Origin of the sequence: Thauera sp. WH-2 (assembly GCF_048321015.1) — a bacterium.
GTDB lineage: Bacteria > Pseudomonadota > Gammaproteobacteria > Burkholderiales > Rhodocyclaceae > Thauera.
The window spans coordinates 299,852-322,627 of sequence record NZ_JBLWFG010000002.1; the positions used below are offsets into that span (position 1 = coordinate 299,852).

General features: G+C 66.3%; 24 protein-coding genes. 5 read left to right on the top strand and 19 right to left on the bottom strand.

The features are described from left to right. Positions 1 to 35: 35 nt before the first annotated feature. Positions 36 to 896, bottom strand: coding sequence for an NAD(P)-dependent oxidoreductase (locus ACNKW1_RS05605; RefSeq protein WP_418363608.1), 861 nt, complete (start codon positions 894 to 896; stop codon positions 36 to 38). Between the two features lie 20 nt (positions 897 to 916). Continuing rightward, positions 917 to 1,798, bottom strand: coding sequence for an NAD(P)-dependent oxidoreductase (locus ACNKW1_RS05610; RefSeq protein ID WP_418363609.1), 882 nt, complete (start codon positions 1,796 to 1,798; stop codon positions 917 to 919). A gap of 125 nt (positions 1,799 to 1,923) precedes the next feature. Between ACNKW1_RS05610 and ybiB the strand changes: the two genes are divergently transcribed. Then, positions 1,924 to 2,838: a DNA-binding protein YbiB gene (gene ybiB / locus ACNKW1_RS05615; RefSeq protein WP_418363610.1), complete on the top strand. Its 915-nt coding sequence runs from the start codon at positions 1,924 to 1,926 to the stop codon at positions 2,836 to 2,838. A gap of 16 nt (positions 2,839 to 2,854) precedes the next feature. Here the strand turns inward: ybiB and ACNKW1_RS05620 are convergent, their stop codons facing one another. Continuing rightward, positions 2,855 to 3,154, bottom strand: coding sequence for a PilZ domain-containing protein (locus ACNKW1_RS05620; RefSeq protein ID WP_418363611.1), 300 nt, complete (start codon positions 3,152 to 3,154; stop codon positions 2,855 to 2,857). 173 nt (positions 3,155 to 3,327) lie between these two features. Between ACNKW1_RS05620 and ACNKW1_RS05625 the strand changes: the two genes are divergently transcribed. After that, entirely contained in the window at positions 3,328 to 3,696 is a 369-nt protein-coding gene (locus ACNKW1_RS05625) for a PilZ domain-containing protein (RefSeq protein ID WP_418363612.1), read from the top strand. Between the two features lie 19 nt (positions 3,697 to 3,715). Here ACNKW1_RS05625 and ACNKW1_RS05630 read toward each other — a convergent pair whose 3' ends face one another. Both ACNKW1_RS05630 and ACNKW1_RS05635 read right to left on the bottom strand, forming a co-directional pair. Continuing rightward, positions 3,716 to 4,606, bottom strand: coding sequence for a pirin family protein (locus ACNKW1_RS05630; RefSeq protein WP_418363613.1), 891 nt, complete (start codon positions 4,604 to 4,606; stop codon positions 3,716 to 3,718). 82 nt (positions 4,607 to 4,688) lie between these two features. Further along, positions 4,689 to 5,288, bottom strand: a complete 600-nt coding sequence (locus ACNKW1_RS05635) for an FMN-dependent NADH-azoreductase (protein WP_418363614.1) — start codon at positions 5,286 to 5,288, stop codon at positions 4,689 to 4,691. Between the two features lie 95 nt (positions 5,289 to 5,383). Between ACNKW1_RS05635 and ACNKW1_RS05640 the strand changes: the two genes are divergently transcribed. Together ACNKW1_RS05640 and ACNKW1_RS05645 are read left to right on the top strand one after the other, a co-directional pair. After that, entirely contained in the window at positions 5,384 to 6,280 is an 897-nt protein-coding gene (locus tag ACNKW1_RS05640; RefSeq protein ID WP_418363615.1) for a LysR substrate-binding domain-containing protein, read from the top strand. Between the two features lie 213 nt (positions 6,281 to 6,493). After that, entirely contained in the window at positions 6,494 to 7,000 is a 507-nt protein-coding gene (locus ACNKW1_RS05645; protein WP_418363616.1) for a disulfide bond formation protein B, read from the top strand. An 85-nt stretch (positions 7,001 to 7,085) separates the two neighbouring features. Here ACNKW1_RS05645 and ACNKW1_RS05650 read toward each other — a convergent pair whose 3' ends face one another. From ACNKW1_RS05650 to ACNKW1_RS05685, 8 genes are all read right to left on the bottom strand, one after another. Next, the gene (locus ACNKW1_RS05650) at positions 7,086 to 7,307 is read right to left on the bottom strand and encodes a DUF2892 domain-containing protein (RefSeq protein ID WP_418363617.1); all 222 of its coding nucleotides are present in this window, start codon (positions 7,305 to 7,307) and stop codon (positions 7,086 to 7,088) included. Then, complete coding sequence (locus ACNKW1_RS05655; protein WP_418363618.1) at positions 7,304 to 10,579, bottom strand: efflux RND transporter permease subunit; 3,276 nt, start codon at positions 10,577 to 10,579, stop codon at positions 7,304 to 7,306. Before ACNKW1_RS05655 ends, ACNKW1_RS05650 begins: the two co-directional genes overlap by 4 nt. 14 nt (positions 10,580 to 10,593) lie before the next feature. Then, complete coding sequence (locus ACNKW1_RS05660; RefSeq protein ID WP_418363783.1) at positions 10,594 to 11,679, bottom strand: efflux RND transporter periplasmic adaptor subunit; 1,086 nt, start codon at positions 11,677 to 11,679, stop codon at positions 10,594 to 10,596. Positions 11,680 to 11,740: 61 nt separating this feature from the next. Further along, the gene (locus tag ACNKW1_RS05665; protein WP_418363619.1) at positions 11,741 to 12,127 is read right to left on the bottom strand and encodes a sirohydrochlorin chelatase; all 387 of its coding nucleotides are present in this window, start codon (positions 12,125 to 12,127) and stop codon (positions 11,741 to 11,743) included. Further along, positions 12,124 to 12,945 carry a ThiF family adenylyltransferase gene (locus ACNKW1_RS05670; protein WP_418363620.1) on the bottom strand — a complete coding sequence of 274 codons (822 nt, stop codon included), beginning with the start codon at positions 12,943 to 12,945 and terminating at the stop codon, positions 12,124 to 12,126. Before ACNKW1_RS05670 ends, ACNKW1_RS05665 begins: the two co-directional genes overlap by 4 nt. 11 nt (positions 12,946 to 12,956) lie before the next feature. Further along, on the bottom strand, positions 12,957 to 13,922 hold the full coding sequence (locus ACNKW1_RS05675; RefSeq protein ID WP_418363621.1) for an MBL fold metallo-hydrolase: 966 nt from the start codon (positions 13,920 to 13,922) through the stop codon (positions 12,957 to 12,959). Positions 13,923 to 14,018: 96 nt separating this feature from the next. After that, a complete protein-coding gene (gene ssb, locus ACNKW1_RS05680) occupies positions 14,019 to 14,513 on the bottom strand; it encodes a single-stranded DNA-binding protein (protein WP_418363622.1) in 495 nt (164 codons plus the stop codon). A 68-nt stretch (positions 14,514 to 14,581) separates the two neighbouring features. Then, positions 14,582 to 15,787 carry an MFS transporter gene (locus tag ACNKW1_RS05685; RefSeq protein ID WP_418363623.1) on the bottom strand — a complete coding sequence of 402 codons (1,206 nt, stop codon included), beginning with the start codon at positions 15,785 to 15,787 and terminating at the stop codon, positions 14,582 to 14,584. Between the two features lie 118 nt (positions 15,788 to 15,905). On the opposite strand from ACNKW1_RS05685, the gene uvrA reads away from it, so the two are divergent. Next, complete coding sequence (gene uvrA, locus ACNKW1_RS05690; protein ID WP_418363624.1) at positions 15,906 to 18,725, top strand: excinuclease ABC subunit UvrA; 2,820 nt, start codon at positions 15,906 to 15,908, stop codon at positions 18,723 to 18,725. A gap of 8 nt (positions 18,726 to 18,733) precedes the next feature. Here uvrA and galE read toward each other — a convergent pair whose 3' ends face one another. From galE to rpsM, 6 genes are all read right to left on the bottom strand, one after another. Further along, positions 18,734 to 19,756 carry a UDP-glucose 4-epimerase GalE gene (gene galE, locus ACNKW1_RS05695; protein WP_418363625.1) on the bottom strand — a complete coding sequence of 341 codons (1,023 nt, stop codon included), beginning with the start codon at positions 19,754 to 19,756 and terminating at the stop codon, positions 18,734 to 18,736. 129 nt (positions 19,757 to 19,885) lie between these two features. Then, the gene (rplQ, locus tag ACNKW1_RS05700; protein WP_418363626.1) at positions 19,886 to 20,284 is read right to left on the bottom strand and encodes a 50S ribosomal protein L17; all 399 of its coding nucleotides are present in this window, start codon (positions 20,282 to 20,284) and stop codon (positions 19,886 to 19,888) included. Between the two features lie 25 nt (positions 20,285 to 20,309). Then, positions 20,310 to 21,296: a DNA-directed RNA polymerase subunit alpha gene (locus tag ACNKW1_RS05705; protein ID WP_418363627.1), complete on the bottom strand. Its 987-nt coding sequence runs from the start codon at positions 21,294 to 21,296 to the stop codon at positions 20,310 to 20,312. Between the two features lie 33 nt (positions 21,297 to 21,329). Further along, entirely contained in the window at positions 21,330 to 21,959 is a 630-nt protein-coding gene (rpsD, locus tag ACNKW1_RS05710; protein WP_418363628.1) for a 30S ribosomal protein S4, read from the bottom strand. 14 nt (positions 21,960 to 21,973) lie between these two features. Then, complete coding sequence (rpsK, locus tag ACNKW1_RS05715; protein ID WP_418363629.1) at positions 21,974 to 22,363, bottom strand: 30S ribosomal protein S11; 390 nt, start codon at positions 22,361 to 22,363, stop codon at positions 21,974 to 21,976. Positions 22,364 to 22,375: 12 nt separating this feature from the next. Then, complete coding sequence (gene rpsM, locus ACNKW1_RS05720; protein ID WP_418363630.1) at positions 22,376 to 22,738, bottom strand: 30S ribosomal protein S13; 363 nt, start codon at positions 22,736 to 22,738, stop codon at positions 22,376 to 22,378. Positions 22,739 to 22,776: the final 38 nt, after the last annotated feature.

The following is a 22,776-nucleotide window of genomic DNA, read 5'->3' on the forward strand; positions in this document are numbered from 1 at the left end:
GCACCCACCGCGGGGCAGGCTTTCCCGCGAGCGGCCTAACGCTCCAGCACCCGCAGCAGGCTCGAAGTGTCGTCGTTCCCCCACCCTGCATGCATCAGCGCGTTGAGCTGCTGCCAGGCCTGGCCAGCCACCGGCAAGGGCACGCCAAGGCGGGCGGCTTCGTCCATCAGGATGGCGAAATCCTTGTGGTGCAGGCGCGCGGCCACGCCAGCGGAGAAGTCGCACGCGACCATCTTCGCACCCATGGTCTCCAGCACGCGTGAAGCCGCCGAACCGCCCAGCAGCGCCTGGCGCACGGCGGCCAGATCCACGCCGTGCGCTGCGGCAAGGTGCATGGCCTCGGCACAGGCCTGGAGGATGGACACGAGGATCATCTGGTTGCAGGCCTTCGCGACCTGGCCGGCGCCGGGCGGGCCGATATGGACGATGCGCTGGCCGAGCACTTCGAGCAGCGGACGCACGCGGTCAAGCGTCTCCTCGTCCGTACCGGCCATGATCGCCAGCGTCGCATCGCGCGCACCCTGCCCGCCGCCGGATACCGGCGCATCGACCCAGCCGACGCCGCGCTCGGCGTAGCGTGCGGCGAGCGAACGTGCCGTAGCCGGGGCAATGGTGCTCATGTCCACATGGATGCTGCCTGGCGCGAAGCCCTCGGCCAGCCCGCCCGAACCGAAGGCGAGCGCTTCGACGTCGGCGCTGGCGGTGACCACGGTAATGACCACCTCGCTGCGTGCTGCGAGCTCGGCCGGCGTGGCCCTCAACTGCATGCCCTCGGCGACGAGCGCCGCGGCAGACTCCGGGCGACGTGCCCAGATCGCCACCGCGTGGCCAGCTGCGTGCAGGTGGCGCACCATCGGTTCGCCCATCACGCCCAGGCCGATGAATCCGATCTTCATAGGCTTTCCTCCTACCCCGGTCATTCGCCGACACATCCGCTCATGCGCTCGAGGAGCTTGAGCATGGCGACCGAATCATCCTCGCCCAGGCCGCTGCCGGCCATGGCATTGAAGAGCTGCGCGGTGGCCGCGGCGGCCGGCAACGCCAGCCCCAGGCGGTGGGCTTCGTCCAGGACGATGCGCATGTCCTTCTGGTGCATCCAGGCCTTGAAGCCGGGGGTGAAGTTACGCGCAAGCATGCGCCGACCGTGGTTCTCGAGGACACGCGACCAGGCCAGGCCGCCGAGCAGCGCCTCGCGCACGGCGGCGCCATCGACACCGCTCTTGTGCGCGAACACGAGGCCTTCAGCCACCGCAGCCACACCGACGCCGGTGAGGATCTGGTTGCAGGCCTTGGCGACCTGACCGGCGCCGGCTTCACCGATGCGGGTGATCGACCCGCCCATGGCCTCGAACAGCGGCCGCACCTGCGCGCAGGCGGCCTCGTCGCCGCCGACCATGATGGTGAGCGTGCCCGCAATCGCCCCGGGTTCGCCGCCCGACACGGGTGCATCGAGTGCGATCACCCCGCGCACAGCCAGGCGCGCGGCGATGGACTGTGCGGCTGCAGGGGCGATGGTGCTCATGTCGATATGGATGTGCCCCTTGCCCGCCCCCTCCGCCACACCGTCGGGGCCGAGCGTGACCTGCTCGACGTCCGGCGCGTCGGCCACCATGCTGATCGTGATCGGGGCACGGCGCGCCACTTCGGCAGCGCTGGCGCAGTCGCCTGCGCCGGCGTCGAGCAGCGGCTGCATGGACGCCCGCCGCCGGCTCCAGACCTGCACGCGATGACCGGCCTGGATAAGGTTGAGGGCCATGGGCCGGCCCATGAGACCGAGTCCGATGAATCCGACATCCATTGGGTGATGATCCTCCAGCGTTGAGCCAAGCCTGGCCATTCCCGACGGGCCCGCGAGCACCGCGCAGCGACGGCCATGCACCGCCCGACTGGTCGCCACGCAGGAAGCCCGCCATAATCTGCGCCATGAACTACGGCGCAATCATCAAGGAAATCGGTCGAGGCGCCAAGGGCGCTCGCGATCTCGACACGGCCGCCGCTGCGGCGCTTTTCGGCGACATCCTGGACGGCAAGGTGCCCGAACTGGAGTTGGGTGCGATCCTGCTCGCCTTCCGCATCAAGAGCGAGACGCTGCCCGAGCTGCTGGGCTTCAAGCAGGCCATGGACGCGCGCACAGCACAGGTGGAAGTACCCGCCGGGCCGCGCTGCGTGGTGCTGCCAACCTACAACGGCGCGCGCCGGCAGGCGAACCTGATGCCGCTGGTGGCGATGCTGCTGGCGCGCGAGGGCGTGCCAGTACTGATCCAGGGACGCCACGATTTCGAGACGCGGGTGAGTCCGTTCGAGCTGCTCGAAGCGCTCGAGCTGCAGCCCGCAGCCGACGCGGCGCGAGCCTCGGCACAGCTCGCGCAGCGGCGCATCGCGTGCATCGGTGTGGACAAGCTGCTCCCGGGGCTCGACCCGCTGCTCGCCCTGCGCACGCGTATGGGCGTGCGCGCCAGCGGCCATACCATGGCCAAGCTCATCGACCCCTGCCGCGGGCGCAGCGTGCGCGTTGTGGCGGTTACGCACCCCGAATATCTGGAACGCATGGACGCTTTCCTGCGCATTGACGGTGGGCGCGCGATGCTGATGCGCGGGACCGAGGGCGAGATCTACGCGAATCCGCGGCGCTGCCCGGAAATGAAGGTCTATGTGGAGGGTGAGGCTTCGATCGGCGTCGCCGGCGAAGATGGCGGAGCCCCGCCGCTCACCGGCCTGCCGGATGCTCCGTCCGTGCCCGAGAATGCGGCCCTGGTGCGGGCGATGCTGGCTGGCGAGGTGCCCGTACCCGGACCGATCCGGTCGCAGGTCGAAGCCTTGAAGACGCTCGCACGCTGACCCCGCGCCACCGGCGCTACGACAGCACTTGCACAATCGCTCCGCCCAACTCGTACAGCCCGTTGCCGAGCGCATGACAGCGCTTGACCTCGAGTTCCGCGACGAGTGGTGTCGCACCGGTTGGCGAATCCACGGTGACGCGCAGGGTTTCCTGCGCCCGCGGCACGTAGGCGGTGTGCAGCGTCATCCCGCCGACGCTCAGCTCGACACACACGCCGGACACGGCAACGCCGTTGGGGGGATGGATGGTCGCGCGGCAACCGAGCGGTATCCGGCGATCCAGCCTGCGATCGCTTCTGGCCGAGTGATCGTGCATGCGACCCGCTTCCTCGAGATGGACAAGCGGTCATTGTATCGCCCACACCCGGCAGCCCTACCGTGAAGGATTCACGCCTTTGCCCCAGAGCCTGTTGCGCACCTCCGGGCAAGCGCCCAGAATCCTGAAGAGGCCTGCGGGGCCGCCCTGAACTCGATCAAAAGGTCACTGCGATGCACTCCCCGGAAAAGCGGCACTTCTCACGCATTCACTTCAGCCACGGCGCGACCCTGACGTTCGAGGGCGGCGAGCTGCCCTGCGAGGTCGTCGACCTGTCGCTCAAGGGAGCGCATATCCGGCTCCCTGCGGGCAGCCCACCGCTGGCGTCCGGGCTTGCGTGCGCACTCGAGTTGCGCCTTGACGATGGCGAATCCAGGCTGCGCATGGAAGCCACGGTCGCACATTGCCGCGGACGGGATGCCGGGCTCACCTGCACGATGATCGACCTCGACAGCATCACCCGCCTGCGCAGGCTGATCGAGCTCAACCTCGGCGACGACGCCCTGCTGCACCGCGAGCTCCACGAACTGGCTTCCCTGTAGCCCCACGCAGCGCGCAGGCTCAGGCTGCGAGACGGCCTGCTCGGTAGTCGGCGATCGCCTGGTAGATCTCCTGCTCGGTGTTCATCACGAAGGGGCCGTACTGGGCAATGGGCTCGCCGAGCGGGCGCCCGGAGATGAGGAGCGCACGCGCGTCGCCTGCGGCCTCAAGGCACACCCCGTCGCTGGCGTCTTCATTGGCGAGGATGGCCATGTTGCCTGCCCGCACCGATTCTTCGCCGACCTTCAATGCCCCGCGGTAGACATATAGAAATGCATTGTGCGCTGCGGGAATAGGCTGCATGAAGCGGCTACCGGCCGGCAGGTTCAGGTCGAGGTAGAGCGGCGCCGTCACGGCGCGGGTCACCGCACCCGTGACGCCATGGCTCTCTCCAGCGATTACGGTCGCCTCGACGCCCGCCTCGGTGGTGAAGCGAGGCAGCTCGCCCGCAGCGAAGTCGCGATACCATGGCACGCTCATCTTGTCCCGGGCAGGCAGGTTGAGCCAGAGCTGGAAACCCTCCATCACACCCTCCTGCTGCTGTGGGATCTCCGAATGGATCACCCCGCGCCCGGCCGTCATCCATTGCACGCCACCGTTCTCGAGCAGGCCTTCGTGCCCTGCACTGTCACGATGCTTCATGCGGCCAGCAATCATGTAGGTGACGGTCTCGAAACCACGGTGCGGATGGTCGGGAAAACCGGCGATGTAGTCGTCGGCGTTGTCGCTCCCAAACGCATCGAGCATGAGGAAGGGGTCGAGCCGGCGCTGCAGGGACTGGCTGAGCACCCGGGTCAGCTTGACGCCGGCGCCGTCCGAGGTCGGGCGGCCCGTTACCAGGCGCTCCACGCTGCGCGAACGCGCCACGCTTGCGCAGGGAATGCGCGCGGAGGAAAGGGTCGGGGTACTCATCTGCGTTCTCCTTGGGGTCGGGGGTGCGGGGCGGGTGGGCCCGCCCTCGTATCCTGCAGCCGCGGCAAGCCGGTCAAGACGCTCAGGCGAGCGCGGCGTCGATGTCCGCCTCGGCCTCCGCGAAACCTTGCCGTGCTGCCTCGTCGCCCATGTTCAGGCCCTCGGCATAGACAAAGCGAAGCTCACTCAGACCGACGAAGCCAAGCACCGTCTGCAGGTACGGGGTCTGCGTGTCCGTGGGCGTGCCACGATAGCGGCCACCGCGCGCGCACGCGGCGATGACCTTCTTGCCCTTGAGCAGGCCCTCCGGGCCGTTCTCGGTATAGCGGAAGGTGACGCCGACGCGGGCGATGGCATCGATCCAGCTCTTGAGTTGGGTCGAGATGGCGAAGTTGTACATCGGCACCCCGATTACGATCACGTCCGCGCCCTGAACCTCGGCGATAAGGGCATCGCTTTCAGCCACACGCGCAGCCTGTTCCGGCGTGCGCTGCTCGGCCGGCGTAAAGAGCGCACCCAGCGCAGCCTCGTCGACCACCGGAGCAGGCTTGCGCGCGAGATCGCGTACAACGAGCTCGGCAGCGGGGTTCTTCGCAGTCAGACGCGAAACGATCTCGTCGGCGAGGCGGGTGGAATTGGCGCCGGCGGTGCGGGCGCTGCCGTTGATTTGCAGGATCTTCATGTTGGGGTCCTCGTCATTTTGAACTGGATGTTGCACACTGTATTACGAACTTGAAATTGAATTAACCCATCAAAATAGACTTCATTGTTCGGATAATGGAACAAATAGACCCGAATGATCTGCTGATCTTTGCCCGTGTCGTCGACGAAGGCAGCTTCACGGCGGCCGCCGAACGACTCGGGCTACCGAAATCGACCGTTTCGCGCAGACTGTCGCAACTGGAAGAGCGGCTGGGCGAACGTCTGTTGCTGCGCACGACCCGCCGGCTCAGCATCACCGAGTTTGGCACTGCCCTGCTCGAACACGCGCGGCAGGTCGATGCCGAGGTGGAGGCCGTGGGCAACCTGGCCGAGAGCCGGCAGGCACGACCCAGCGGTCGCTTGCGGGTATCGATGCCCAACGATTTCGCCAATCTCCTGCTGACGGACATGCTGGCCGCATTCTCAGCCCTGCACCCTGCAGTCACGCTTGAGCTCGACCTGTCACCGCGCCGGGTGGACCTGCTCGGCGAAGGCTTCGATGTCGCCATACGCCTGGGGACCTTGCCCGACGACGCGCTGCTGGCCGCCCGCAGACTGGCCGTGTTCCCGTGGGGGCTGTATGCCTCGCCCACCTATGTCGCCGAGCATGGCGAGCCGAACGCACCGGAGGACCTGCAGCATCACCGCGCACTGCGCCTGCTCGGGCGCACTGGGGAACCCATCGGCTGGACCTTGCTGCGGGGGAGCGAGCGATGGGAGGGCACGCCCCCCGGCTCGATCACCGCCAATGCGCCCGAGTTGCTGATCCGCTTCGCGCGCGCAGGCGCCGGCATCGCGGCAGTGCCTGATTATTTCGCGACCCCGTACTTGCGCCGCGGCGAACTGCAGCGCGTGATGCCGGACTGGCGCCTGCCCTCGATCACTGCATGGGCCGTGTTCCCCGGACGCAGGCTGATGCCCGCCAAGACCCGCGCATTTCTGGACATGCTGCAGGCGGCCCTCGGCGACTGAGCTCCGTTTGCCCAGCGGGTCGTCTAACGCGGGCGCCACGTGGCGGCCACAGCCCACGAACGATCCGGTTGCTGCGGAATCACATGCCTGCCTACGCTGCCGCCGCACGCTGGCGGCGTCACGACCATGGACATGCCGACCGAGGCCATCCCTTGGCCACACGGATGCGACACCCCGCTTACAATGGGCGCCTGTTACGGAACCTGAATCAAGATGACCCTGCTTCGACAATTCTTCGAGCTGCCCGCACGGGTGCTCTATCTGGCGCTGTTCCTTGTCGCCAGCGGCCTTCTCGGTTTTGGCCTCTATCTGCAGCACGTCGTGGGCCTGGAGCCCTGCCCGATGTGCGTCATGCAGCGTTATGCTTTCGCACTCGCAGCGCTCGTTGCCCTGATCGCAGCCGTCCACGGACCCGGGCGGCGCGGGGTGCGCGTCTATGCAGGATTGATCGGAGTGTCTGCGCTGGTGGGGGGCGGAATCGCGGCGCGCCAGAGCTGGATGCAGATCGATCCGCCCCTGATCCCCGAATGCGGGCCAGGGCTGGAGTTCATGCTCGAGAGCTTTCCGCTTGCACAGGCGCTGCCGATGATCTTCCGCGGTGCGGGCGACTGCACGGCGATCGAGTGGACCTTCCTCGGCCTGTCCATCGCAAACTGGTCGCTGCTCAGTTTCACCGCGACCGTGATCTTCGCCGCCTGGATGCTGCTGCGCCGCAACTGACGTCAACGGCCGGCATCGGCGATGGCCCACCCCTGTGGCCGACATCGCCGACCGACCTCGGTCATTGAAGCCGGCCACTGCAGCATCAGTTGCAACGGGCCGGGCCGTCCTTGACGCCGAGCTTGTGCAGGATGTTCACCAGCGGGCACAACCCGGTGAAAGCGCTCTGGAACAGGTTGAGGCCGACGAAGCCGGTCACCCACAGAAAGTGCTTGCTGACGAAGAGCGGCGAAGCCTCGACGCCAAGCGAGAGCGAAATCAGGACGAAAGCGCCGGCGAAGGCGCGGACGTAGTCATTGGTGGTCATGCGGGGTTCTCCTCGGGATTTTGCAGACGGGCGATGCGGCCGCGCATGGCGGCGTAGTAAAGGACCGGGATCACCACCAGGGTGAGCACGGTGGACACGAAGATGCCGAAGATCAGGCTGATGGCCAGGCCGTTGAAGATCGGGTCGTCGAGGATGAACACCGCGCCGATCATCGCCGCCAGCGCGGTGAGCCCGATCGGCTTGGCGCGCACCGCGGCGGCGCGGATCAGAGCCTCGCCGAACTCCATGCCCTCGGCGACCTGCTGATTGACGAAATCCACCAGCAGGATCGAGTTGCGCACGATGATGCCGGCGAGCGCGATCATGCCGATCATCGAGGTGGCGGTGAATTGCGCGCCGAACAGCGCGTGACCGGGCATCACGCCGACGATGGTGAGCGGGATCGGCGCCATGATGATCAGCGGCACCAGATAGCTCCTGAACTGCGCCACCACCAGCAGGTAGATCAGCACCAGTCCCACGGCGTAGGCGGCGCCCATGTCGCGGAAGGTCTCGTAGGTGATCTGCCACTCGCCGTCCCATTTCAGCTGGTAGCCGGCGTAGGGGTCGTCGGGCTGGCTGATGAACCACTCGCCGAGCGTACCGGCGAGCCCCGGCGCGCCGTCGAGCGCCATGCCATTGACCCGCGAGCGGATGTCGAACATGCCGTAGAGCGGCGAATCCAGCTTGCCACCCATGTCACCGGTCACATACACCACCGGCAGCAGGTCCTTGCGATAGAGGATCTGCTCGCGGCGGGTCTCGGCGACCTGCACGACCTCGGAGATCTTCACCAACTGGCCGGCGTTGTCGCCGCCGCGGGCCCGTACCTGCATCGCGAGCAGGTCGGCAAGGTCGGACTGGCGCACCGCGGGCAGCTGGATGCGCACCGGGATCTCGTACTTGTTGTCGCCGCCATGCACCGGGGTGACGTTCTCGCCGGAGAGCCCCAGGCGCACCACCTCGACGATGTCGGCCTGCGCCACGCCCATGCGCGCGGCCTTGGCCTGGTCAACGCGCAGCACGAGCTTGGGCGCGTCCTCGTCCACCGTGTCGTCGACGCCGACAATGTCCGGGGTGTCCTCGAAGGCCGCGCGCACGCGCCTGGCCACTTCCAGCTGGCCGTCGTAGTCGGGGCCGTAGATCTCGGCGACGATCGGCGACAGCACCGGCGGGCCGGGCGGCACCTCCACCACCTTGACGTTGCCGCCGTTGCGCAGCGCGATTTCGGTGACGGCATCGCGCACCGACACGGCGATCTCGTGGCTCTGGCGCTCGCGCGCGGTCTTGTCGACCAGGTTGACCTGGATGTCGCCCTGCTCGGGGGCACTGCGCAGGTAGTACTGGCGCACCAGGCCGTTGAAGTTGATCGGCGCCGCGGCGCCAGCGTAGGACTGCCAGTCGGTGACCTCGGGCACGGTGGCCAGATGGGCGCCGATCTCGTTGAGCACGCGCGCGGTGTCCTCGACCGGCGTGCCCACCGGCATGTCGAGCACGACCTGGAACTCGCTCTTGTTGTCGAAGGGCAACATCTTCATGACCACGAGCTGCACCACCGGCAACGCGCCCGAAGCGCCGATGAGCGCGAATACGACCACCCACAGGGCCAGCCGGTTACGACCGCCACGACGGGCATCGAACATGGGCGTCATCACGCGGCGGAAGAGGCCGTCGAGCCGCCGGGTCATCTTGTCCTCGCCGCCATGCTGATGGACGTCGACGTTCTTCAACATCTTCTGCGCCAGCCAGGGCGTGACCACGAAGGCCACCACCAGCGAGATGAACATGCCCATTGAGGCATTGATCGGGATCGGGCTCATGTAGGGGCCCATCAGCCCGGTGACGAAGGCCATCGGCAAGAGCGCCGCGATGACGGTGAAGGTGGCGAGGATGGTGGGGCCACCGACCTCGTCGACGGCCTTGGGGATCAGCTTCCACAAGGGCGTGTCGGGCTCGAGGGTGTGCCAGCGGTGGATGTTCTCGACCACCACGATGGCGTCGTCGACCAGGATGCCGATCGAAAAGATGAGCGCGAACAGCGACACCCGGTTGAGCGTGAAGCCCCAGGCCCAGGAGGCGAACAAGGTGGCAGCCAGGGTGAGCGTGACAGCGATGCCGACGATGATGGCCTCGCGCCGGCCGAGCACGAAGAACACCAGCGCCACCACTGCGGCGGTGGCGAAGGCGAGCTTGCCGATCAACTGGTTGGCCTTGTCGTTGGCGGTCTTGCCGTAGTCGCGGGTGACGGTGACCTCCACGCCTTCCGGGATGACGCTCCCGCGCAGGTTCTCCAGGCGCTGCATCGCGGCCTGGGCGACATCGGCGGCGTTGGCTCCGGGCTTCTTCGACAACGCCAGCGTGACAGCCGGGAACAGGCCCTGTTGGCCGATGCCGCGCTGCTCCGCGGCAGCGCCGGTGCCGAACCACACGTACTGCGAAGGCTGGTCGGGACCATCGACGACCTCGGCGACGTCGCGCAGGAACACCGGACGGCGCTCGGAGACACCCACCACAAGCTTGCGCACATCCTCGGCAGATTCCAGGTAGGTGCCGGTCTGCACCAGCACTTCACGATTGCCTGCGACCAGGCTGCCCGCCGGCTGCGAGGCGTTGGCCAGTTGCAGCGCGCCGCGCAGGTCCTGCGCGGTGACGCCGTGCGCGTTCATGCGCTCGATGTCCATGTTCACCCGGATCACGTGGCCGGGGCCGCCCAGGGTGGCAACGTCGCGCGTGCCGGGGATGCGCTTCAGCTCGGTCTCGATCGCGCGCGAAACCTGCTGCAGCGAGAAGGCCGCTCGCTCGGGGTCGGCGGTCCACAGCGTGAAGCTGACGATCGGCACGTCGTCGATGCCCTTGGGCTTGATCAGCGGCTTGCCGACGCCGAGTTGCGGCGACAGCCAGTCTGCATGCGAGTCCACGGTGTCGTAGAGGCGCACCAGTGCAGTCTGGTTGGGGACGCCAACCTCGAATTGAACGGTGACCACCGCCATGCCGGGGCGCGACACGGTATAGACGTGCTCGACGCCGGCGATGCGCGACAGCACCTGCTCGGCCGGCCGCGCCACCAGGGACTCGACATCGCGTGCAGACGCCCCCGGGAAAGGCACCAGCACGTTGGCCATGGTGACGTCGATCTGTGGCTCTTCTTCCTTGGGGGTGATCAGGGTGGCGAAGATGCCGGCGAGCAGCAACACCAGCGCCAGCAGCGGCGTGATCGCGTTGCGCTGGAAGCCGGACGCGATGCGGCCGGAGATGCCGAGACGCTTTTCCATGGTCGCCTCCGGATTCAGCGCGCAGCCGAGCCGGCGCGGGCCTGAATGCCGGCCTGCACCGGGTCTAGGGCGAGGGTTTCGTCCCCCCTAAGGCCGGAGAGCACCTCCACCGCATCACCGCCCTGTTGGGTACGGCCGAGGCGGATCTGACGCAGCCCGAAACCGCCATGGCCATCGGCCACGTAAACTGCGGTGAGCTCGCCCCGACGAAGCACGGAAACGGCAGGAATCACCACCGGTTGGGCCGCTCGGGCCGGCGCCGCCTCACCATGTAAGCGCACCCGTGCGAAGCTGCCCGGCAACACGTCCGCGAGGCCCGCGGGGAGGTCGACGCGAACGCGCACGGTGTGGGTGCGGGCGTCGGCCGTGGGGAGCACGGTGACGGAAGCGGCTTCGATCGTGCGCCCGCTGGCGGGCAGCTCCACACTGGCGCGCAGCGTGCCACCGCCGAGCTCGGCGAGGCGCTGTGGCGCGAGGTCGGCCACTGCACGCATCTGCGCAGGGTCGTACACGGTGAGCAGGCTGCGGCCGGGCTGGGCCATTTCACCGGCTTCGATGTGGCGTACGGCAACCAGGCCGGTGAGCGGCGATGTCACCGTAGCGTAGCCCTGGACGGTGCCTGCCTGCGCACGCTGTGCGCGGGCAGCGCCCAGCTGCGCTTCAGCGGCTTCGTACTGCGTCCGCGCGCCATCGAGCGCCGACTGGCTGAGGAATTTCTGCGCGACCAGCTTGCGCGCACGCTCGTACTCAAGGCGCGCGTTGCCGAGCACGGTCTGCGCCTGCGCGATGCCAGCTTCGGCAGCGGCGACCGCTGCAGCCGCCTCGGCGGGATCGATGCGGACCAGCACCTGCCCGCGCTCGACGCGATCGCCGGCATCTACGCCGAGTTCGAGAATGCGGCCAGGCATTTGCGCCGCGAGGGTCGACTGACGCACCGCCTCGATCGTGGCCTCCGCAGCGATAGAGGGTGCAACCATCTGCGCCTGAATGCGTACGGTGGGCACCTCCGCGCGCGCGGGAAGGCTGAAGCTGGCGATCGCCGCGGCCAGCAGAAGAAGGCCGGGCGCGCGCGCAAGAACGGGGAGCATGACGGGTTTCATGTGCATAAGTATATTCTTATACACGCGCCGGTCAAGCACCTCGGTCAGTTCAGCACCTCGGTCAGTTCAGGCAGCTGGCGGCGTAATCGGCCATCGCGACGACAACCGGCTCGGCCTCGCCGGCCGCAGTGGCGAGGCTGATCTCGCACTCCGGATGAGCAGCACGGGCCTCGTCGAGCAGGATCGGCAGATCGCGCTTGAGGTGACCGCCTTGGGCGAGAAACATGGGCACGACCGCGATTTGCCGCACACCGTCAGCAGCAAGCGCGGCGATGGCCTCGGGCAGGGTCGGGGTCATGAACTCGAGGAACGCCAGCTCGGTACGCGGCGCATCGGGACGCGCCAGCACCGTATCGCGGATGCGGCGCATGGGTCCGGCCCATTCCGGGTCGCGTGCACCATGTCCGAACAGGACGATGGCAGATTGGGATCGGGGTGCTGCGGTCATGAGGCAATCTCCGTAGGAATGTCGGCGGACGCGACACGGCGAACTCCAGCGCGAAGCAGGTGCTCCAGCGCCCGTGCAGCACAGAGCAGGCCGACACTGGCCGTGACGGCCATGCTCGAACCATAGCCTGCGCAAGCGAGACCCTGTGGTGCGGCCCGCCCCGCGCCGGCATCGCAGGGCTGGACCGCAGGAAAGCGCAAGGGTTCGGTCGAGAACACCGCCTCGATACCGAATTTCCTCTTCGGGTCGCGTGTGAAACCGTGTTCCTTGCGCAGGCGCGCGCGCACCTTGGACAGCAAGGGATCCTGGACCGTACGCGAGAGGTCATCCACCATGATGCGCGCCGGGTCCAGCTTGCCGCCCGCCCCACCCGCCATGATCAGCGGAATGCCGCGCTCACGGCTCGCCGCGGCAAGCGCCACCTTCGCCCGTACGTTGTCGATGGCATCGATGACCACGTCGAAGCCTGAAAGCAGCCCGGCTGCATTCTCGGGGGTGACGAAGTCCTCGACCGTGATCACCTCGCAGTGCGGGTTGATGCCGGCGATGCGGGCGGACATTGCATCGACCTTGGCCATGCCAAGCGTATCTTCAAGCGCATGCGCCTGGCGATTGATGTTGGATTCGGCAACGTGGTCGAGGTCGATCAGGGTCAACCGCCCCACCCCGCTGCGTGCCAGCGCTTCGACCACCCAAGAGCCCACGCCGCCGATGCCGATCACGCAGGCGTGCGCCTTGCCGAGCGCCTCCGCGGCGCCGGCGCCATACAGGCGGTCGAGGCCGCCGAAGCGTCGCGCGCGGTCGACATCGGACTGCATGAAGCGCGGGCTCAGGCGTTGACCGCTTCGACGGCGCGCAGACTGTCGAGCCAGACGCCGAGGCCTTGTGCGTTGAGCTCCAGGTCCATGCGCAGCAGTTCGAGCGTATCGTCCTCGCTCAGCGCCCATTTCTGGCGCGCCGCCTCCTCGCGCATGACCTGCTCGAGACCGGCGAGGATCTCGACGTGGCGGGCAACCCCCTCACCGCGTGCGGCCTGCGCGACCGCGACCATGGTATCGATGAGGCGGTGCAGGTCCGCACCGAGGCGCTCGACGTCGGTGACGCGGCTGAAATGGGTCAGGTACATCGCCGTGGGCGACATGGCGAGCATGCGGTCGATGGAGGCATGCATCGCGGCAGGATCGAACTGGGTGGGCGTCGTCGTCGGCACCACGAAGGCGCGGCCATCGGTGTCGAGCTCGCGATAGGACAGGCCAAAGGTGTCGCCGGTGAAGAAGGCGCGTGCGACCGAATCCCACACGCAGATATGGTGGCGAGCGTGGCCGGGCGTGTCGAACACGCGCAGCATGCGGCTACCGAGTTGCACCTCGAGTCCATCGGTCGCCGCGACGATGCGCTCGGCGGGTACCGGAACCAGCTGGCCGTAGAGTTCGAACGCGCGCTCCGCGCCATATACGGCAGAGGTGCCTTCCCACAGCCGGGTCGGGTCCGCCATGTGGCGCACACCGCGCGGGTGGACCAGCAGCTTCGCCCGCGGCAGGGCGCACATCAGGCTCCCGGCGCCGCCTGCGTGATCGAGGTGGATGTGGGTGAGGATCACCCAGTCCACGGCCTCGGGCGCGATGCCGAGTGATGCCAGCGCCGCGAGCACATGAGGTACCGATGCATTGCTGCCGGTATCGACGACCGCCGCGCGGCCGTCCTGCACCACAAGGTGAATTGCGCAAAGCTGTGGCCGGCCGTAGGCCGAGTCGAAGGCGAAGACGCCGTCCTGATAGTCGATCAGATTTTTCATCACCCCTCCTCCAGGCATCGATCTGGGGTCGATTGTCCCGGTTTCAATACGTGCCTCGGCCCGGCGCAACGCGCCAGGCACGGCGGCCAAACGGTGTCAGAAGGGAATGTCGTCGTCGAAATCGCCGAACCCACCGGAGGACTGCGCAGGCTGCTGGGACTGCGGACGTTGTGCGGGCGCGGGGCTGCTGCGCGGCGCAGCGGCGGGAGCATCCCAGCCCGCATCGTTGCCACGCATGGATGCATCGCCGCCCTCGCGGCGCCCGCCGAGCATCTTCATCTCGTCGGCACGGATTTCGGTGGTGTAGCGGTCCTGACCGCTCTGGTCCTGCCACTTGCGCGTACGCAGGCTACCCTCGATGTAAACCTGGCTGCCCTTGCGCAGATACTGCCCGGCGATTTCGGCCAGCTTGCCGTAGAAGGACACGCGGTGCCATTCGGTAGCCTCACGGCGCTCGCCAGTATTCTTGTCGCGCCAGGTCTCGGTAGTGGCCAGACGGATGTTGCAGATCGCGTCGCCGGAGGGGGCGAAGCGGTTTTCCGGATCAGCGCCGAGGTTGCCGATCAGGATGACTTTGTTCAGGGATGCCATCCGGTTCTCCTTTGGAAACGTGAACGGGCAGCGTATGGGCGCCGCCCTTGCATGGTGTACCGCCCCGTTCAGCGCCCGGCAGGCGCCGGCGCGGTACGCAGGGGCGGCGGATTCATCGAGGTCGACAGCGCCAGCCATGCAAGCCCGAGCATGACGCAGAACAGGCTTACCACGCCGGTCCCGAAGGTCTGACCCAGCCAGCCGCCGAGCGCGCCGCCCAGGAACAGGCCGAGCGACTGCAGTGTGTTGTAGACCCCGAGCGCAGTCCCCTTCGCGCCCGGGGCGGCGATACGCGAGATCCACGACGGCTGCGTGGCCTCGAGCACGTTGAAGGCGATGAAGAAGAGGGTCAGCAGCAATGCCAATGGTATCAGCGCATCCCCAAAAAGCCAGAGCCCGAACTGAACGATCACAAGCAACGCGATGGCTGCATTGAAGACCGGCTTCATCTTGTCGTGGCGCTCGGCGAGGATCACCGCAGGCACCATGACGACAAAGGATAGCAGCACCGCCGGGAGGTAGACCTTCCAGTGCTCGGGCACCGGCAGGCCGCCGCTGGCGACCAGCGCCGAGGGGACCAGTACCCACATCGTGGTCTGGATCAGGTGCAGCGCGAACACACCGAAGTTGAGCCGCATCAGCTGGCCGTCACGCAAGACGTCGACGATCCGGCCCGTGGCGCGCGGAACGGGGGGCGCCTCGGGCACCACCTTGAGCAGCACGCCGATGGCGCCTACGGCGAGCACCGCGGTGAGCCAGAAGATGCCGGACATGCCGATTACCGCATAGAGCAGCGGCGCGACCACCATGGAGAGTGCGAACACGAGGCCGATGGAGGAGCCGATCATTGCCATGACCTTGGTGCGATGCTGGTCGCGCGTAAGGTCCGCAGCCAACGCGGTGACGGCCGCGGAAATTGCACCCGCGCCCTGCACCACCCGCCCCACGATGATCATCCAGATGTCATCAGCGATTGCTGCAACGACGCTGCCGACGACGAAGAGCACGAGGCCGAACACGATCACCGGCTTACGCCCGAAGCGGTCGGAGGCGGCGCCGTAGGCGATCTGCAGGAAGGCTTGAGTGAGCCCGTAGGCGCCGATGGCCAGGCCGACGAGCATCAGGTCGTCTCCCCCTGGGATCTGCTCGGCATGAGCGGCGAACACGGGGAGGATCAGGAACAGGCCGAGCATGCGCAGCGCGAAGATAGCCGCCAGGCTCATGCCGGCGCGGCGTTCTTCGCGCGTCATCGGATCGCGTGCGGGAACGGACATACTGGATACCGGCTCGATCAAAGAGCGGGATTCTAACACCCCGCAAACGACTGATGCGATTGCGCCGCCGCCGTTACGAGGGCGTATAGTCTGCCGTTTCCCACGCCTCGAACCCGTCATGGACGAGATCCGCATCCGCGGCGCCCGCACCCACAACCTGAAAAACATCAGCATCGACCTTCCCCGGAACCGCCTGACCGTGATCACAGGCCTGTCGGGCTCGGGGAAGTCCTCGCTCGCCTTCGATACCCTGTATGCGGAGGGCCAGCGCCGCTACGTCGAGTCTCTTTCCGCGTACGCGCGCCAGTTCCTCCAACTCATGGAGAAGCCGGATGTGGACCTGATCGAAGGATTGTCGCCCGCGATCTCGATCGAGCAGAAGGCCACCAGCCATAATCCACGTTCTACGGTCGGAACGGTCACCGAGATCCACGATTACCTCCGCCTGCTGTATGCACGCGCAGGCACACCACACTGCCCCGACCATCCGCAGCACGCGCTGGAAGCGCAGAGTGTGGCGCAGATGGTCGACCACGTGCTCGCACTGCCCGCCGAGACGAAGCTGATGATCCTCGCCCCGGTCGTGAGCGGCCGCAAGGGTGAGCAGAGCGATCTGTTCGCAGAGTTGCGCGCGCAGGGCTTCGTGCGCGTACGGGTGGATGGCGAAGTGATGGAACTCGACGCCATGCAGCCCCTGGAGAAGGGCCGACGGCACGACGTGGCGGTGGTGATCGATCGCGTGAAGCTGCGCCCCGATCTGCGCAGCCGGCTCGCCGAGTCCTTCGAGACCGCGCTCACGCATGCCGACGGGCGGGCGATCGCGGTGGAGATGGAAAGCGGCCGCGAGCACCTGTTCTCGGCTCGCTTCGCCTGCCCTGTGTGCAGCTTCTCACTTGCTGAACTGGAGCCACGGCTGTTCTCTTTCAACAATCCTGCCGGCGCATGCCCCAGGTGCGACGGGCTGGGCCAGGTGGAGTTCTTCGATCCCGTGCGGGTGGTTGCACACCCTGAGCTGTCGCTCGCATCGGGCGCGATCCGCGGCTGGGACCGGCGCAACCAGTTCTACTTCCAGTTGCTGGCAAGCCTGGCCTCGCACTACGGCTTCGATATCGAGACGCCGTGGCGGGCACTGCCGGAAGACCTGCGCGAGGTGGTGCTTTCCGGCTCCGGGCGGACAAAGATCGCTTTCCGCTACATGGCGGACAACGGCAGGATGGTGCTCAAGGAGCACCCCTTCGAGGGCATCCTGCCCAACCTCGAGCGGCGCCTGCGCGAAACCGATTCGCAGGCCGTGCGCGAGGAGTTGTCGAAATACCGTGCCACCCAGCGCTGCCCGGCCTGTCACGGCAGCCGCCTGCGCAGCGAGGCACGCCACGTGCTGATCGGCGGCCACCCCCTGCACGAGGTCGCCGCGATGCCGCTTGGGGCAGCGCATGCGTTCTTCGCCCAGCTCGCGCTGGAAGGCGCACGCGCACACATCGCCGAAAGGATCGTGAGCGAGATCACCGCACGCCTGCGCTTCCTCATCGACGTGGGGCTCGACTACCTGGCGCTCGACCGCGCAGCCGATACGCTCTCGGGCGGCGAAGCGCAGCGCATCCGCCTGGCAAGCCAGATCGGCTCCGGGCTGACGGGCGTGATGTACGTGCTCGACGAACCGTCGATTGGCCTGCATCAGCGTGACAACGACCGCCTGCTTGACACCCTCGCCCGCTTGCGCGACATGGGCAACACGGTGATCGTGGTCGAGCACGACGAGGATGCGATCCGCAGCGCGGACTACGTGGTGGACATGGGCCCCGGGGCAGGCGAGCATGGCGGCCAGATCGTTGCACACGGCACGCCTGCCGAGGTGATTGCCAATCCGGACTCCCTCACCGGCGACTATCTTGCCGGAAGGCGCACGATCGTGCCGCCCGGGCGCCGCACCGCGCCTGATCCGGCGCGCATGGTCCGGATCGCGGGCGCCACGGGCAACAACCTCAAGGCCGTCGACGCGAGCCTGCCGGTTGGATTGCTGACCTGCATCACCGGCGTTTCGGGCTCCGGCAAGTCCACCTTGATCAACGACACGCTCGCCACTGCCGCTGCGCACCAGCTCAACCGCAGCGCGAATGACCCTGCGCCGTACGCCGCGATCGAAGGGCTGGAAGCCTTCGACAAGGTCATCGACGTTGACCAGTCCCCAATCGGCCGCACACCGCGCTCCAACCCCGCCACCTACACGGGGCTGCTGACGCCGATCCGCGAGCTATTCGCCGGCGTGCCCGAGGCGCGGGCGCGCGGCTACGGTCCCGGGCGCTTCTCATTCAACGTGCGCGGCGGGCGCTGCGAGGCCTGCCAGGGCGACGGTCTGGTCAAGGTCGAGATGCATTTCCTGCCCGACCTGTACGTCCCGTGCGATGTCTGCCATGGCACGCGCTACAACCGCGAGACGCTAGAAATCCGATACAAGGGCCGCAACATCCGCGAGGTGCTGGAGATGACGGTGGAGGAGGCGCTCGCCTTCTTCGCACCGGTACCCGCAGTCGCACGCAAGCTCGAAACCCTGACCGACGTCGGCCTCGGCTACATCCGCCTGGGGCAGAGCGCGACGACTCTCTCAGGTGGCGAGGCTCAGCGCATCAAGCTCGCCCTCGAACTCTCCAAGCGCGACACGGGCCGAACCCTGTACATCCTCGACGAGCCGACCACCGGGCTGCACTTCCAGGACATCGAACTGCTGCTGAAGGTTCTGCACCGCCTGCGCGACCACGGCAACACCATCATCGTCATCGAGCACAACCTGGACGTAATCAAAACGGCCGACTGGGTCCTCGACCTGGGCCCAGAGGGCGGCGACCGTGGCGGCACGCTGGTATGCTGCGGAACCCCCGAGCAGATTGCCGAACACCCCGAGAGTCATACGGGCCGCTACCTGCGTCGCATGCTCTCCTGACCAGGGCCTCACCCCCCGGCGTAACCGCGCGGATTGAGGCACTGCCAGCGCCATGCGTCCTCGCACATGGCCTGCAAATCGCGCTCGGCGCGCCAGCCAAGCACTTCTTCTGCGCGGGCGGGATCCGCCCAGCACGCAGCGATGTCTCCCGGTCGGCGCTCGACGATGTCGTAGGGGACTGCGCGCCCACTGGCGGCTTCGAAGGCGCGCACCATCTCCAGCACGCTGTAGCCGCGCCCGGTTCCAAGATTCAGCGTGCTCACGCCAGGCAGCCGTTCAATCCGCTCGAGCGCACGTAAATGGCCCAGCGCAAGATCGACCACATGAATGTAATCGCGCACGCCCGTGCCGTCGCGTGTCGGATAATCGTTGCCGAACACGCGCAGTCGCGGCAGTCGCCCGCCCGCAACCTGACTCACGAAAGGCATCAGGTTGTTCGGCAGACCATCCGGATCCTCCCCGATGCGCCCGCTCACATGCGCACCGACCGGGTTGAAGTATCGCAACAGCACAATATTCCAGCCCGCTTCCGCTTGTGCCACGTCACGCAGGATCTGCTCGCCCATCAGCTTCGTCCAGCCGTAGGGATTGGTTGCAGAAGTCGGAAAATCCTCCCGGATGGGGACGGACGCAGGGTCCCCATATACCGTGGCCGACGAGCTGAACACCATGCGCCGGCAACCGGCAATCTCCATCACCTCAAGCACGCTGATCAGGCCGTGCAGGTTGTTGTCGTAATAGGCGAGCGGCTGAGCGACCGACTCACCAACCGCCTTGCGCGCGGCGAAGTGGATCACCGCCTCGACCGGATGCTGCGCGAAAATATGCTCCAGCGCGGCACGGTCCCTCACATCCGCACGAACGAAGCCGGCAAGCGCGCGACCTCCCAGCTCCTGCATACGCGCAACCGCCGTCATGGAAGCGTTGGACAGATCATCCACCACGACGACGTCACGCCCCGCCTGCAGTAGCTCAACACACGTATGCGAACCGATGTAGCCCGCGCCCCCGGTCACCAGCGTCACGCCCATTCGTTCCAACCCTCCACCATTGCAACGCCTCCAGCCTGCCCGTACACCGCACATGTTTGCGCGGAACGATGCCGCGCGGGCGAAAAAAAACCGGGCGTTGCCCGGTTCTTTCGTTCGCTCGCCGATAACTCAGGCGGCTTCGCTTTCTTCAGCTTCAACCGCCTCACCTTCAGGTCGGTCGAGCAATTCGACATACGCCATCGGCGCGTTGTCGCCATCGCGGAAGCCGCACTTCAGAATACGCAGATAGCCACCGTTACGGCTGGCAAAGCGCGGACCCAGTTCGTCGAAAAGCTTCACGACCATATCACGGTCGCGCAGACGGTCGAACGCCAGACGGCGGTTGGCAACGCTGGGCTTCTTGCCCAGCGTGATCATCGGCTCGACCACACGGCGAAGTTCCTTCGCCTTCGGCAGGGTCGTCTTGATCGCTTCGTGACGCAGCAGCGAATTGGCCATGTTGCGGAACATCGCCTGGCGGTGGCTGCTGGTACGATTCAGCTTGCGAAGACCATTACGGTGACGCATTTCAATTCCTCACTTGCCCGGCGACTCAACCGAGCTTCTCAAGCCCGGCCGGCGGCCAGTTTTCCAGTTTCATGCCAAGCGTCAGCCCGCGAGAGGCCAACACTTCCTTGATCTCGTTGAGCGACTTCCGACCCAGGTTCGGGGTTTTCAGCAACTCGGTCTCGGTGCGCTGGATCAGATCACCGATGTAGTAGATGTTCTCGGCCTTCAGGCAGTTCGCAGAACGCACCGTGAGCTCGAGGTCATCGACCGGGCGCAGCAAAACGGGATCGATCGTCTGCGACGGGGCCTCGACCCGCTCGGGCTGAGTGCCTTCGAGGTCGGCGAACACCGAAAGCTGATCCATCAGCACGCGCGCCGCGTAGCGGATCGCCTCTTCCGGATCAACCGCACCGTTGGTCTCGATATCGATGATCAGACGATCGAGGTCGGTACGCTGCTCGACACGAGCGCTTTCTACCAGGTAGCTGACACGGCGCACAGGGCCGAACGACGCATCGAGAACGATACGGCCGATCTGCTTGCTCTCAGCGCTCTGGGGGCGCGCATTACCCGGTACGTACCCGCGTCCTTCCTCGACCCTGATCTGCATGTCCATCTTGCCACCGGGGGCCAGATGCGCGATCACATGATCGGGGTTGATGATCTCGACGTCGTGACCGAGTTCGATGTCGGCCGCCGTCACCAAGCCCTCGCCGGATTTGGCGAGTCGCACGGTGACTTCGCTGCGCCCGTTGAGCTTGAATACCACACCCTTCAGGTTCAGCAGCAGGTCGACGATGTCTTCGCGCACGCCGTCAAGCGTGGAGTACTCGTGCAGCACCCCTTCGATCGTGACTTCCGTGGCAGCGTGCCCCGGGAGCGACGACAGGAGGATGCGCCGCAGCGCATTCCCCAGCGTATGACCGAACCCGCGCTCGAACGGCTCCATCGTCACCCGCGCCTGGACAGGCGAGGTGCTCTGGACGTCGATGATGCGCGGTTTCAGCAGTGCATTGCTTTGCATCAGCATTTCCTCGGAACTAGAAGAGGATCAGACTCCCGATCAACGGGAGTACAGTTCCACCACCAGGCTCTCGTTGATCGTTGCAGGCAGTTCAGTGCGCACCGGGTAGGCTTTGAAGACACCCTTGCCGGCCTTGGTGTCGACTTGGAGCCACTCGGGGAAACCACGCGACTCGGCAGCCTCGAGGGCGGCCTTGACGCGCAGGTGACCGCGCGCACCTTCGGTCAGTTCGACAACATCGCCCGGGCGAACAACGTACGACGGGATATTCACGCGCTTGCCATTGACCAGCACGCCGTTGTGACGGACCACTTGTCGTGCTTCAGCGCGCGAGGCGCCGAAACCCATGCGGTAGGCGACGGAGTCCAGCCGACCTTCCAGCAACTGAAGCAGGTTTTCACCTGTCTGACCACGGCGACGGTCCGCTTCGGCGTACACCTTGCGGAACTGGCGCTCCAGCACACCGTAAATGCGGCGAATCTTCTGCTTCTCACGCAACTGCACGCCATAACCGGACAGACGCTGCCCGGAACGCTGACCGTGCTGGCCAGGGGCATACGCACGGCGCTCGATGGCGCACTTGTCGGTGAAACACTTTTCGCCCTTCAGGAACAGCTTTTCGCCTTCGCGACGGCACTGACGGCACTTAGGATCGAGATTACGAGCCACTTATCAACTCCTTGTCAGATACGACGCTTCTTCGGCGGACGGCAGCCGTTATGCGGGATGGGGGTGATGTCCGTGATGCTGGAAATCTTGATCCCCAGCGCATTGAGCGCACGAACCGAGGACTCGCGCCCAGGACCGGGGCCCTTGATGCGCACTTCCAGGTTCTTGATGCCACATTCCTGGGCAGCCTTGCCAGCCGCTTCGGCAGCGACCTGAGCGGCGAACGGCGTGCTCTTGCGCGAGCCCTTGAAGCCCGCACCGCCCGAAGTCGCCCACGACAGAGCGTTACCCTGACGATCGGTGATGGTGATGATGGTGTTGTTGAAGCTCGCGTGAACGTGAGCGATGCCTTCGGCAACGTTCTTTTTGACCTTCTTGCGAACCTTCGTTCCAGTCTTAGCCATTATCGGTTCCTATTACTTCTTGCCGGCGATCGGCTTGCGCGGACCCTTGCGGGTACGGGCATTGGTGCGGGTGCGCTGGCCACGAAGCGGCAGCCCACGGCGATGACGCACGCCGCGGTAGCAGCCCAGGTCCATCAGGCGCTTGATGTTCATGGTGACTTCACGACGCAGGTCGCCTTCGACGACGAAACGACCGACTTCGTCACGCAGCTTTTCCATGTCCGACTCGGTCAGATCCTTGACCTTGACCGAACGCACGATGCCTGCGGCGTCGCAAATTCTCTGAGCACGCGAACGGCCGATCCCATAGATGGCGGTCAGCGCGATCTCGGCATGCTTGTGATTGGGAATATTAACCCCAGCAATACGGGCCATCCGTATACCCCGAAACGAAAAACGTTAAATTCTAATGC